The sequence below is a fragment of the Arcicella sp. GW458-12-2-14-TSB2 genome (assembly GCF_059423785.1).
This window is the reverse complement of record NZ_JBWKYN010000056.1, coordinates 19902-30710: the sequence shown is the minus strand read 5'-3', so window position 1 is coordinate 30710 and position 10809 is coordinate 19902. Positions and strand designations below refer to the sequence as shown.

The following is a 10809-nucleotide window of genomic DNA, read 5'->3' as shown; positions in this document are numbered from 1 at the left end:
TCGTATTTCAGAATGTTTATTAAATTGTAGACTATTTATTTTTTTCATTTATTAAAAAATTAAATCCAAATTTATGATAATGCAAATTTTTGTTTAAACACTTCTTCCAAAATTTTAATCTCTTCTTCAAAAAAGGTTTTTTTAGTCCAAAAAAAACTAGGAAGTTTATGCTTCACTCCAGAACTTTCTAAATGATTATTGAAGGTTTTTCTGCTTGAATAACCTAAAAAAAACCGAATTTCTTTTTTGCTAATAATACGTCCCATGTATAAATGATGCTTTCGTTACCTTATCGTTTCGGTAGCGTTACCTTATCGTTTCTGGTATTTCTTGCGATAAATAATTTAACCAATTTTGAGAAAATAAAGGGACGTAGGGGTATGTAATACAGTTTATTGTTTTTGGGGAAAATCAATAGCTTAAAATTACATATTTCCTACGCTTTTGCAATACAAAACTCAAGAAAATATGTTTGGATTTGATTTACAAAGTTTCAAAGAGAAACTTGATGTAGTTAATACTACACTGTCTGAGAGTACATTTGATTTCACGGTTGATGATGTTCATGTCATTGTCTCACCGAGAAGGATTGTAAGTCTTACTTGGCAGGTAGAGCCTACACCTGACGAATTGATGGCAGCTATCAATCAATCCTTTGAGCTTCTTGAAGGACAGATTGCTGAAGAGCGTGAAACAGCTATTCAAAATCTACTAGAAGGCGTAAAAGAGCCTGTAAAGTCCATGATAAAATCGCAATTTTCAACCTTGCTAAACTAAAAATACTATGGCTTCTCTTGCTATTAGAGTAGATGATGACTACAAAGAAAAATTCAGGAATGAATGGATAGCCAAAGGTTATCCCGATGAATCGACCTATTTAAAAGAAATCATTGATGCAAGGCATGAAATTCAATTTTTGAAAGAATCTGATGGTGTGATTGTATTTTTACCTAATCATGAGCAAGTTAAGTATGAAGCGTTATCAGCATTGAAGAGCCTAGAACTGAATGAATGGATACTTTTTGTGTTAAGAAATACCCAGTATGATTCACAGGGAAATCCGTTTACAGATACTTCTATTTTTGAAAATGCTGTAAACACTACTCAACGAGCTGGTTTACAAACGTTTACAAATGTAAACGAGCCTGTAAACACTCCTGTAAACGCTTGTAAACAGGAAAATGCCCCAAAAACGTCCGATTGTGTAAACACACATATAGATGAATTATTCAGCCAATTTTCAAGGCAACCACGAGAAGAACTATTTTCATTTAATTATATCACTACACTTATTGAAGAATTCTCAGCAATGAGTTATGATGAGGCATTAGATTATCTAAATACCTTCAAACAGTCACTCAAAAATGCTGAAAATGTAATTAACTACTATTATCAAAACGGAGGGTTAGCCATGACAGCTTTGAATAAATTAAAGCTAAATCTGATGCTTTATGAAGGGATTAAGGCAGAGGAAGTTCAAGCGACAGAATCTATTTTTGTGATACTAAATTCTTACCAATGAAATATCTCGCCATCGTGGAACACCTACCCGATAATAGCTACAAGGTAGAGGCTATCATGGGAGAAGGTGACAAAGAATTTTGGGAAACTCAGTTCGAGGTTGCTCGTAATGCCATCCAATTTCAGGAATCAGTATCAGAACTTGAAACGTTTAATTCCCTACACTTAAATCTTTTATTAACTCATTGTATTAAGTCTGGAGTAATATCAGCTCAAGAAGTAAAACTTGACCCACTTATACGACAAGTAGTAGAAAAGGAAGTAGCAAAAACATCTTGGAGATTGTCTCGCCGAAAGCGATTGATGAAGCAATACGAGATTGAATATCAAAAATTAGCTGGTACTTACAAACGTTCAGTTTTATCCAGACTCAGCAATGATGCCATTGCATGGATGAAAGCTTTTTGCTTTAATCTACTTCCTAAACCGCTAAAAAATTTATTTAACGCACTCAACCAACTAACCAAATAGTACAATGACATTATTCTCAAGAATTAGAAACGCTACAAAAGCAGTAACTAGCACATCAGAAGCTTTGAGAACTGCCTCCAATGCTTTTGGGGCTTTTGGGGGCAATTCTAATCCGCATCCCTACCAAAGCATGATGGGGAATCCAACCAGTTCCCGTGGAGCTGAAGGACATTTATCAAACTATCAAAACCAGCAAAGCCAAGAAGAAGAGGAAGAAGAATTGTATCATCCCGTGCAAGTAGAACGAGAAGTTACAGAAGCACTCATGGACTCATTCCGCAAAAGAGCTACCATGAAAACGGATATGATAATTTTGAAGCTACAAAAGAATTATCTCTATCAAAAAGTACTGGCTAAAATTATCATTCAAAGCAAAGGCGATGATATTATTGCCAAAACACACGAAGATAAGGAGGATGAAGAATTAGCTGAATTACCGAAAGAAGTCCAAAAAATCATCCGAAATCAAAAGCACCTTCAGGCAATTGAAAGTGTAAGCATTGATGATTACTTCAAAGATTCATGTATAGAATACTTTATGATGGAGTTTGAAGAAGACTATCGAAATGGTTTAACACCAGATTTCAAAGGCATCAATCCGATTGAATTGCTAACCATGAAAATGCAAGAGCCATTTTTAAAATTAATCGCTGATTATACCGTTGATATTGCCCTTGATATGAAACCAAATATTGTCAAAGGAGCATTAGCCATGAAGCGTAAGTATATTGATAAACCTATCAACAAAGTAACAGAGCCAAATAATACTGCTGAAGTTCTCCCAACACAAACAATGCCAGAAGAAACAAGTACTTACACCAATCCTTTGCTAGATGATTGGAATGACCCTGCTAATGACCATTGGGATAAATTTAATCCACAGGTTCAAACAGAGAAGAAGGACATTAATGACGAATGGTCTGAAATGGAGCTAAAAAGGCAACAAAAATTAGAAGAAACAAAAGCTGAAAAATTTGAAGAAGAAAAAAGTGAATTTCAGCAAGATGAAGAAGGAAATCATCATGATTCAGAACAGGAGTAATTATGGCAAAGCCAAAAGAAATTCAATCGTTCAATTGGTTGGTTGTAGGCAGCCAGCGAACAGGTAAAACAGTTTCAGCATTATTCTTGGCAGCAACTTTACAGCGAATCGCCTACGAAAATGGTAAAACAAAGCGAGTAATCATCTTCAATCCACAGGAGTACAATCCAGTGTTCAGAAAGAAGTCAGCTATTCAGGAGGCAGTATCACTCATTCAACCAGGGTGGAAAATGCCCGGTGCATTCCATAAAATTACGTGTAGTCAAATCTTGACAGTAGCTAACACTAAATCAAATTTATTTGATTGGTCAATAGTAGTGGACGGAAACCTTGAGAATTTTACTAAATATGCACATACTCTTTTGGACTATATTATCATTTTTGATGATTTGAATAACGTAGTACGTGGCAACCTAGCATCAAAAAAGTTTCAGGATCTTCTTTCAATCGTAGCAGGTAACAGGATAAAATCTAATGAGGTAATGTTTACTTACCACACCTTTCATCAAGTCCCACCCGCTCTTTGGACATATTTTCAAAAAGCGATTGTCAAGGAAACGGATGATGCAGAAGGTGGCATAGGCTTTAAAAAGATTGAGAAAGGTCAGGAAGTACTTACCAAGGCACAAATGCAGGTAAGAGCTATGAATAAAGTGGCAAACCATCCCAATCGATTAAGACTTTCTGAGCTTATTGTATGGATAAATGAGGCATACATCTTTACACCAACCAATGGCGAGCTAGTTACAAAACTAGGTAACGTATATTACAAGGCGGTCGGTGATGATATTGAACCTTTAAATCCTTGATTATGCCCGAATTATGTGTGATAATAGCTTTCGGAGTCTCATTATTTATGCTAGTTGCTATCCATTTAGTGAAAATAATTTCAAATTGTGTCATCAAATTCTTCAGAAAATAAACATATACAGGGTAAAATTTACCTTAAAAATCTAGCGAAGGAACACAACGTTCATTTTGAAACGTATGTGTCCATCATGGAACAGTATAATAATTTTCTGAATGTTAATTACGAATTAACTATTTCGAAATTAAAGGGAAAGGCATTATTGCCTTGGCAAGTTGATTTACTTAGAAGGCTGAATCCCACTGATTATGAAATTAGCACCATGAAAGAATTTAATGAATACGAAGCTTGGCAAAAGTGGATTTCTGATGTGATTAAGTGTAAGGAATAGTTCACTAGGGTTCAGTACAGTTCACTACGGTTCAGTCTAGTAGAATACAGTTCACCACGGTTCACTACAGTATTTGAAGCTAGTTTAAAGAAAATAGATTTGGACATTCAAACGAACAAACGAATTTGCAAATCTTAAAAAAGAAAATACAATGGCCGTTAAAAAATTCCTATTCGTCAAAGCCAACATTGGAGATTTACTTTCTATCAATGGCGAGACATTAACATCACCTACCAAGATTCATGCTTTCAAAGAAGCTGATACAGAAAATTACCTGTATGGCTGGGAAGGTGATGTCAAAGGTAACTTCCACGTCTTTAACAAAACGAGTTACAACCTAACTCCAAAGAAAACCCTCAATGGTTCGCTAACTTTCACAGCATCATTGACAGATACGGTGTACAACGCTGAAAAGCTAACAGCCACTGCTTATGCGTATGACGCTGCAACTGGACAGTTTCAATGGGATGCTATTAAAGCAGAGGACATTTCAGACGTGCCCACAGACATTGACCTTAAAACAGGTAAATTGAAAACAGGTACAAGCACTGAAGACCCAACAACGACTCCGAAAACTGCCAACGCTGCTTTATCAGCATTACCAACTTGGTCATGGTTTTTGATTGTTCCTGCGGTAGCCTATGTAGGGTATTTAGCTATTAAAGCCCTTACCAAGAAGAAAAAGAAAGTAGTCTCAAAGTAAGACCTGTAATCATTTGAATAAGAAGGAGTATAGCCACATGACAAGTGGCGAAGACTCCTTTTTTTCTTTAACAACATGGAATGATGGAAAATACAACAACAGTGACGACAACAGACAAAGAAGTAAAGACCGAAAAAGTTAAGAATAGGGTTTATTCAGCAATCGATTATTTTTTTGGTGCTTTGCTATTAGGGCTATTCTTAGGAGTTGTTGTCGTGATTGCCAATGGGACAATCAATCTTTTTAACAAATGGATACCATCCACTAAAAAGAAGGAGGTAAACTAATGAATGTACTCGATTTTATTACTTCTCTCACGAGTGCAGAAGCACGAAGTGGTCAGAACAGCAAAGTAAGGACGAATAAAGCAACAGTAGGCAAAAGTTACATCATACAATCAGGTAGTTTAGTTGGTGGCGTTTTTAAAGTCAATACACTCAAAAAGCTATCTTTAGCGGCTAACGTTGAAGTAGGGGTATTAGACCAAATTTCTACCATCACTGAAAAGGTAAATGGTGCAAATGTACTGGTTCGTTATGCTAAAGTATTGTTAGATGAACCCTACCTAGATGACGAAGAAAAGCTTATTTCATACCTGTGGTTTAAAATAGAAGATTTAGACTTTGTAGCATCTTCTAACACGGTTGTTAAGCCAGTTGCCAATAATCAAGAATTGATAGTTTTGTATTCAACCACTGTAGGAGGGACAAGATTAAGAAGTACACCCAGTACGCTTAATGTAAAGAACGTCATCCGTGAAGTTCCTTATGGTGATATTGTAGGATATACCGACAATCAAACCCAAAAGTACCTTACTGTCACCTTTATCAAGGTGTATAATGCCAAAGGGGTAGCACTGGGCTGGGTCGGTAAAAACAATGTCTCACAGGTAAAACCTCAATCAAAGGCACTTCCCAAGGACAATGCGACAGGTATTACTGAAGCAGAAGACCCGCAGTCTGGTAATACCAGTGAGGGATTATCGTTTACGACAATTTTGTACTGGTTTTTGGGATTTGCTACAGTGATATTCTTTATTGTATTTGGGTACCGTTGGTATAGACTTAACAAAAGAAAGGAGGTTAGTCGTGGAAGGGAAAGACAAAAAATGGTTGACGCTTGAAGGCACTAAGTCTTGGTTTAAATCACTGTTATTTACCAAACCCGTTTTAGCGATTTCTTTTATCGTAGTTCCTTTAGGATTGGTTATTTGGTGGATATATGCTCGTGGCAAGAAAGACAATGAAACCAGACAGCTCAACGATGTAAAATTCACACCTGCATCACCAGTTACACCCTTGCAAGACGCTGAATTTCAACGGTGGGTGAATGAAAGACTTGTCAACCTTGAATTAGACCTGTTTACGAGTTTAGATAGTTGGTTGAATGGTAGTTGGACAATGTCAGAGCTATTGTTTGAAGTAAATTCATTAGATGATAGAAAGCTCATCACGCTTAATAACTACTATCAAAAGAAAAGAAAGCGGTCATTACGTAATGATTTAAACGACAAGTTTTTGTCATGGATTGGCCCACCAAGTTCGGATAATTATAGAGACAGTATTGTAAAACGTTTAGAAGGTTTTGGAGTTCAATAAAAATGGCGAATATATTAGAAAATATCCTTGGAGCATTAAACTCCGAAACACTCAACAACTTCATTTCAGGTAAAGCCAAACCTGAAATCAATGTAAATACGAATGTGAGTATGGAGACTGAAACGATTAAAACGATGGGTTTGTACCTGTTTTTAGCGTTCTCAGGTTCATTCTTGATACTTGCATTTTTAATGTATTGGGTCATTAAATGGGCATTAATTAGTTATAAAAATTATTAGGACACATGAAAAATCAAGATAAGATTAAAAATGCTCAAGAGAACCTTGAACTAGCCAAAAGGGAATTAGCGGTGGCTTTAGGGACAGAACATCCTAAACTAGATGATTTTAGAAGTGGCTCAAAAACAAAAATGATTGCGTTTTTTGCCCTGATTGGTTTATGCATCACTTGTATGTATTGCTATTTAAACGATGCTATCCTAGCCATGTATCCTGATGCAGGCGTTCATGCTTTGGTCACGATTCACAAAGTGTTTGCAGTGATACTGTTCCTGTCTTTCATAGAAATTTGGCTAGCCATCACCGAAAAGCTGAAAGATAATTATCTCTCACGGTATGGAGACAGTAAACAGTTTTTAATGATCGATAAAATACAAGATTTTTATAATGCTAAACCCGAACATCGCTTATGGATAAGATTCGCCTACTTTGCCTTACGCTTTTTTTGTGCCATCACCTTGGCTTCGGGCAATCTGATTTAGATTCACTTAGGAACTTCAGAGCTATCCAGAAAAAAGTAATAATTGCTCAGTTAAATGTCAGAGAGAAAACAGGGCATAATGATGGTTATCAAATAGACCTTTATCGTGCCTCAGTTGCTAAATGGCTGAACGCAATGAACCCTAAACCCGCTTGGTGTGCCTGTTTTTATCATTATTTGCATTATGCAACCAACCTGAAATTAAAAGTTCGTTCAGCTAGAGCAAGGGAGTACTTTTCAACGAGTTTAGGTAGCTATGACCCTAATGTAAGACAAGACAAGCCACCTTCTTTTGGGGATGCAGTAGGTTATAAATTTGGTACACGTGCTGATATAAGGCATATTGGGTATGTTTACGAATGGTCACCCGACCCTAATCAAACCATGTGCAGGATACTAGAAGGTAATACTTCATCAAGTGGGGTAACAGGGGTCGTGGTAAGAGAAGGTGATGGCGTGTACATCAAATGGCGACCCAAATCTTCCATCTACCGTTGTACTTCGATAAAAAACTTAATAAACTAATGAAAGCATTTTTTGATACAGCAACTCCTTTTATCATTCTGTTATTCACTGTCTTTTCATCCATTTTTGCTTGGTTGTATCGCTTGATAGAAAAAAGGATTGATAGTAGTGTTGAGGAGATTAAGCATCTTGAAATTGAGTTAAATCGCTTCAAGGACTTAAATAATGCTAACCGTGAGACGATTGTCAAATTACAAGCTCAGGTAGAAATGATTAAAGACAATCAAGAAAAGGGCTTTCTTACGATAGAAAAACTGATTGTAGAAAAGATTGGTAACCTAGAGAAATTATTTACAGAAAAACTTAAAAATAAGACTTGATGGAAGATACAAAACTAACACCCAAGATGGAGTATTGGGGCTGGATTCTATCATTAATTGCCACGGTGATTACTATTCTTTGGGTAAGTTATAATGCTTTGAAAGAATACAAAAGAAGGCACAAAATTAAGCTTTCATAGTTATGCTAGTATATTTGGATAAATTGCCCATAGGCATCAATAGAGATGAGTTTGAAGCCAAGGTTAGACAAATCTGTAACGATAGAAAAATTATCAATCCTAACTGGTTAATGATAATTATGTATGCAGAATCAAACTTGAAGCTAGTTAGCAATAGTATTGGTGCTTATGGTTTTATTCAGATTACGCCAAGTACAGCCAAGAACGATTTAGGGATTTCGATAGAGCAATTGAAGTTATTAAGCTGGCAAAGGTATATGGATTATGTTGGTACGTATATTAAAAACCGTATCGCTGAGCAAAAAGGTGTAGCCCCTCAAAATGCGTATGAATTGTATGCCTTAATTCATTATCCAGCCTCTTATCGAAAATCGCTTAATTATGTGCTTTATCAATCAGGTTCAACTGCCTATAATGGCAATAAAGACTTAGATTATAACAAAGATGGCAAAGTCATTAATGCTGAAATCAAGCAGTTTATAGATTCCAAGTGTCCTTTGTTTTTCGATAAAACTACACTTTACAAAGCAGAAGATGCTAGTAACTATTACTACCAAAATTATAGAATAGGTGAAATACTGATTGCTTTTGCAAGTACCCTCCTATTCATTTTTATCATGTTTAAAATCTTTCAAAAATCATTCAAACGATGGAAATTTTCGGTTTAGGCAAAAAAAGAACTTATAAATTCAACAAAGGAGATTCGGTTAAATACCACGGTACAATCAAAAAATACCAAGACAAGGTGTTTAAGGTATTGTCTTGTAGTCATGATTCTGATACAGGTAATCAATATCATGTAATAGGTACTAATGGGAAACATCACGATTTTACAGAAAAAGTACTCAAGAAACATACCAAAAAAGGACTTGGAGAAACGGAAGGTTTAGGAGATATTGATGGTTTAGGGAAAGCACAAAACTATACCATCCAACAAGTGGATGCTATTGCCAGACAAATTCAGCACGATAGTGGTGTAAAGAAAAGAGTGACGGTAAAGCACTACAATATCTCACACAAGGAAGCCAAAAAGATGGCTTTTGAAAAGGTGAAAACCATGTCAAAGAAGGTCATCCTTAAATCAGTAAAATAAACGCATGACAGCTTAATAAATCCTTTGCTTTTGCCAAGGATTTATTCCTATTTTTATTACACACATGAAAGCAACGAAGTATTTTTTAATCATTCTACTCTTTGTGGTGATGCTGTTTGGAGGTTATTATTTTCTAAATTATAACCCTCAGCAAGTAAAGACAAAATTGGATTTAGCAAGCTATGAGCCTAATGCTAGTTACCAAGCACAATTTGAAGGAAGAGACTTAAACTTTGCCAGCAAAGGAAGTCAGTATGAGAGTGTAACAGGTCAACTTTTTAATTCTTTGACGGACGATGATATACCTGTCAATGCCGTAAAACTTTCCTATTATCCGATGACTAAGCTCACGAGTGTAGGCTCAGAGGCAAAATGGTCAGCGACTAACAGAGAACAAAATAGAAATCGCATCAATGGTGTTTGGGAAACGTATGGAAAGATTATTGAGGAAGCCTCAGAGATACACCGCATACCCGCTCATATCATCTTGGGTATTATAGCCGTTGAACATGACGATTCTGTGTCGATTAAGCAATCCGCTTTTGCAAGCTCAGGTATTTATCTAGGACTAGCCCAAATATCCCTTAAAACGGCAAAAGATAGTGTACTAAGATATCCAACGATTGGTTGGATAACCAAGGCACAGCTAAAGCCCTTTCAAGATAAAGGTTTGATTAAAAACAATATGATTGTGCTGACTAAAAGCGACTTGTTAAAACCAGACATCAACATTCATGCCTGTGCAGCAACACTTTCTGGACTTGCTTTCAAATTTGGTTTTATTAATACCTACAGGTGGATATTCGCTTACAATCGAGGCGAAGGAAGAATGTTAAATGATGGCACACAGGATTTAAAAATGGATGAGCTAGTCAAATATTACAGGAAAATACCTGCTCATGCCGTTGGAGCCAATTACATCACCAATGTACTTGGCCCAAATGGTTCAGTCGACATCATTTTCAATGATTTAAAAATAGAGGGCTGATGTATATACTCTTTGAACACTACAAAAACATTGACAATTACTTTAAACAAAGGATGATGTTATTGGGAGGCAAAGGTGACTGGGTACATTGCGAAATAGTGTTTGATGAAGTCAGTAATGTGAGGGCTTCTTCTTGGGGTAGTATGGGAATGGATTTTGAAGCATGGGAAAACATTAAAAAGCCACAATACTTTGAACTATATCCTTTGCCCTCTCAAAACTGGAAACAAGTATATGATTTTATGCAATCTTACCGTGGCAGTCCTTATGATAAAATTGGCGTGTTGGGCATGGTTTATGGACTAGCGTTTAATTACAAAAAAGGGAAGTTTTGCTCCGAGATATGTTACGAAGCCCTTCAGCTCAGTAATACCATAAAACTACCCAACGTCAGACCATCATCCGTAAGCCCCATGATGCTTAGAAGATACCTTATCAATGCAGGACTCAAACCAGTATCATCAACTATACTCAATCAATAACCATCAC

20 protein-coding genes are annotated in these 10809 nt (G+C 36.2%); 19 read left to right on the top strand and 1 reads right to left on the bottom strand.

What is annotated here, in order from left to right; all coding sequences use genetic code 11:
• Positions 1 to 71: 71 nt before the first annotated feature.
• Positions 72 to 266: a hypothetical protein gene (locus AC07XN_RS10255; protein ID WP_494742993.1), complete on the bottom strand. Its 195-nt coding sequence runs from the start codon at positions 264 to 266 to the stop codon at positions 72 to 74.
• A 202-nt stretch (positions 267 to 468) separates the two neighbouring features.
• Between AC07XN_RS10255 and AC07XN_RS10250 the strand changes: the two genes are divergently transcribed.
• From AC07XN_RS10250 to AC07XN_RS10160, 19 genes are all read left to right on the top strand, one after another.
• A complete protein-coding gene (locus AC07XN_RS10250) occupies positions 469 to 777 on the top strand; it encodes a hypothetical protein (protein WP_494742992.1) in 309 nt (102 codons plus the stop codon).
• A 7-nt stretch (positions 778 to 784) separates the two neighbouring features.
• The gene (locus AC07XN_RS10245; protein WP_494742991.1) at positions 785 to 1522 is read left to right on the top strand and encodes a hypothetical protein; all 738 of its coding nucleotides are present in this window, start codon (positions 785 to 787) and stop codon (positions 1520 to 1522) included.
• Entirely contained in the window at positions 1519 to 1992 is a 474-nt protein-coding gene (locus tag AC07XN_RS10240) for a hypothetical protein (protein ID WP_494742990.1), read from the top strand. The genes AC07XN_RS10245 and AC07XN_RS10240 overlap by 4 nt, the downstream gene beginning before the upstream one ends.
• A gap of 4 nt (positions 1993 to 1996) precedes the next feature.
• Positions 1997 to 3034 carry a hypothetical protein gene (locus AC07XN_RS10235; RefSeq protein WP_494742989.1) on the top strand — a complete coding sequence of 346 codons (1038 nt, stop codon included), beginning with the start codon at positions 1997 to 1999 and terminating at the stop codon, positions 3032 to 3034.
• Between the two features lie 2 nt (positions 3035 to 3036).
• A complete protein-coding gene (locus AC07XN_RS10230; RefSeq protein ID WP_494742988.1) occupies positions 3037 to 3843 on the top strand; it encodes a hypothetical protein in 807 nt (268 codons plus the stop codon).
• 87 nt (positions 3844 to 3930) lie between these two features.
• Positions 3931 to 4233, top strand: a complete 303-nt coding sequence (locus AC07XN_RS10225) for a hypothetical protein (protein ID WP_494742987.1) — start codon at positions 3931 to 3933, stop codon at positions 4231 to 4233.
• A gap of 151 nt (positions 4234 to 4384) precedes the next feature.
• On the top strand, positions 4385 to 4936 hold the full coding sequence (locus AC07XN_RS10220; RefSeq protein WP_494742986.1) for a hypothetical protein: 552 nt from the start codon (positions 4385 to 4387) through the stop codon (positions 4934 to 4936).
• A gap of 83 nt (positions 4937 to 5019) precedes the next feature.
• Positions 5020 to 5223, top strand: a complete 204-nt coding sequence (locus AC07XN_RS10215; RefSeq protein ID WP_494742985.1) for a hypothetical protein — start codon at positions 5020 to 5022, stop codon at positions 5221 to 5223.
• Positions 5223 to 6059, top strand: a complete 837-nt coding sequence (locus AC07XN_RS10210; protein WP_494742984.1) for a hypothetical protein — start codon at positions 5223 to 5225, stop codon at positions 6057 to 6059. The genes AC07XN_RS10215 and AC07XN_RS10210 overlap by 1 nt, the downstream gene beginning before the upstream one ends.
• Complete coding sequence (locus AC07XN_RS10205; RefSeq protein WP_494742983.1) at positions 6025 to 6534, top strand: hypothetical protein; 510 nt, start codon at positions 6025 to 6027, stop codon at positions 6532 to 6534. The genes AC07XN_RS10210 and AC07XN_RS10205 overlap by 35 nt, the downstream gene beginning before the upstream one ends.
• Before the next feature lie 2 nt (positions 6535 to 6536).
• Positions 6537 to 6773, top strand: coding sequence for a hypothetical protein (locus AC07XN_RS10200; RefSeq protein WP_494742982.1), 237 nt, complete (start codon positions 6537 to 6539; stop codon positions 6771 to 6773).
• A gap of 5 nt (positions 6774 to 6778) precedes the next feature.
• Entirely contained in the window at positions 6779 to 7255 is a 477-nt protein-coding gene (locus tag AC07XN_RS10195) for a hypothetical protein (RefSeq protein WP_494742981.1), read from the top strand.
• On the top strand, positions 7183 to 7779 hold the full coding sequence (locus tag AC07XN_RS10190; protein ID WP_494742980.1) for a hypothetical protein: 597 nt from the start codon (positions 7183 to 7185) through the stop codon (positions 7777 to 7779). Before AC07XN_RS10195 ends, AC07XN_RS10190 begins: the two co-directional genes overlap by 73 nt.
• A complete protein-coding gene (locus tag AC07XN_RS10185) occupies positions 7779 to 8099 on the top strand; it encodes a hypothetical protein (RefSeq protein ID WP_494742979.1) in 321 nt (106 codons plus the stop codon). Before AC07XN_RS10190 ends, AC07XN_RS10185 begins: the two co-directional genes overlap by 1 nt.
• Positions 8099 to 8239: a hypothetical protein gene (locus tag AC07XN_RS10180; protein ID WP_494742978.1), complete on the top strand. Its 141-nt coding sequence runs from the start codon at positions 8099 to 8101 to the stop codon at positions 8237 to 8239. The genes AC07XN_RS10185 and AC07XN_RS10180 overlap by 1 nt, the downstream gene beginning before the upstream one ends.
• Positions 8240 to 8241: 2 nt before the next feature.
• Positions 8242 to 8907: a hypothetical protein gene (locus AC07XN_RS10175; RefSeq protein WP_494742977.1), complete on the top strand. Its 666-nt coding sequence runs from the start codon at positions 8242 to 8244 to the stop codon at positions 8905 to 8907.
• Complete coding sequence (locus AC07XN_RS10170; RefSeq protein ID WP_494742976.1) at positions 8889 to 9332, top strand: hypothetical protein; 444 nt, start codon at positions 8889 to 8891, stop codon at positions 9330 to 9332. The genes AC07XN_RS10175 and AC07XN_RS10170 overlap by 19 nt, the downstream gene beginning before the upstream one ends.
• 64 nt (positions 9333 to 9396) lie before the next feature.
• The gene (locus AC07XN_RS10165) at positions 9397 to 10320 is read left to right on the top strand and encodes a transglycosylase SLT domain-containing protein (RefSeq protein WP_494742975.1); all 924 of its coding nucleotides are present in this window, start codon (positions 9397 to 9399) and stop codon (positions 10318 to 10320) included.
• Complete coding sequence (locus AC07XN_RS10160) at positions 10320 to 10802, top strand: hypothetical protein (protein ID WP_494742974.1); 483 nt, start codon at positions 10320 to 10322, stop codon at positions 10800 to 10802. The genes AC07XN_RS10165 and AC07XN_RS10160 overlap by 1 nt, the downstream gene beginning before the upstream one ends.
• The last annotated feature ends 7 nt before the right edge of the window (positions 10803 to 10809 follow it).

Coding starts and splice junctions, on each gene's coding strand:
- AC07XN_RS10215 (WP_494742985.1), top strand. CDS start 5,020: ATGGAAAATACAACAACAGTGACGACAACAGACAAAGAAGTAAAGACC.
- AC07XN_RS10185 (WP_494742979.1), top strand. CDS start 7,779: ATGAAAGCATTTTTTGATACAGCAACTCCTTTTATCATTCTGTTATTC.
- AC07XN_RS10210 (WP_494742984.1), top strand. CDS start 5,223: ATGAATGTACTCGATTTTATTACTTCTCTCACGAGTGCAGAAGCACGA.
- AC07XN_RS10230 (WP_494742988.1), top strand. CDS start 3,037: ATGGCAAAGCCAAAAGAAATTCAATCGTTCAATTGGTTGGTTGTAGGC.
- AC07XN_RS10250 (WP_494742992.1), top strand. CDS start 469: ATGTTTGGATTTGATTTACAAAGTTTCAAAGAGAAACTTGATGTAGTT.
- AC07XN_RS10160 (WP_494742974.1), top strand. CDS start 10,320: ATGTATATACTCTTTGAACACTACAAAAACATTGACAATTACTTTAAA.
- AC07XN_RS10255 (WP_494742993.1), bottom strand. CDS start 266: ATGGGACGTATTATTAGCAAAAAAGAAATTCGGTTTTTTTTAGGTTAT.
- AC07XN_RS10170 (WP_494742976.1), top strand. CDS start 8,889: ATGGAAATTTTCGGTTTAGGCAAAAAAAGAACTTATAAATTCAACAAA.
- AC07XN_RS10175 (WP_494742977.1), top strand. CDS start 8,242: ATGCTAGTATATTTGGATAAATTGCCCATAGGCATCAATAGAGATGAG.
- AC07XN_RS10165 (WP_494742975.1), top strand. CDS start 9,397: ATGAAAGCAACGAAGTATTTTTTAATCATTCTACTCTTTGTGGTGATG.
- AC07XN_RS10235 (WP_494742989.1), top strand. CDS start 1,997: ATGACATTATTCTCAAGAATTAGAAACGCTACAAAAGCAGTAACTAGC.
- AC07XN_RS10195 (WP_494742981.1), top strand. CDS start 6,779: ATGAAAAATCAAGATAAGATTAAAAATGCTCAAGAGAACCTTGAACTA.
- AC07XN_RS10200 (WP_494742982.1), top strand. CDS start 6,537: ATGGCGAATATATTAGAAAATATCCTTGGAGCATTAAACTCCGAAACA.
- AC07XN_RS10245 (WP_494742991.1), top strand. CDS start 785: ATGGCTTCTCTTGCTATTAGAGTAGATGATGACTACAAAGAAAAATTC.
- AC07XN_RS10220 (WP_494742986.1), top strand. CDS start 4,385: ATGGCCGTTAAAAAATTCCTATTCGTCAAAGCCAACATTGGAGATTTA.
- AC07XN_RS10180 (WP_494742978.1), top strand. CDS start 8,099: ATGGAAGATACAAAACTAACACCCAAGATGGAGTATTGGGGCTGGATT.
- AC07XN_RS10240 (WP_494742990.1), top strand. CDS start 1,519: ATGAAATATCTCGCCATCGTGGAACACCTACCCGATAATAGCTACAAG.
- AC07XN_RS10190 (WP_494742980.1), top strand. CDS start 7,183: ATGGATAAGATTCGCCTACTTTGCCTTACGCTTTTTTTGTGCCATCAC.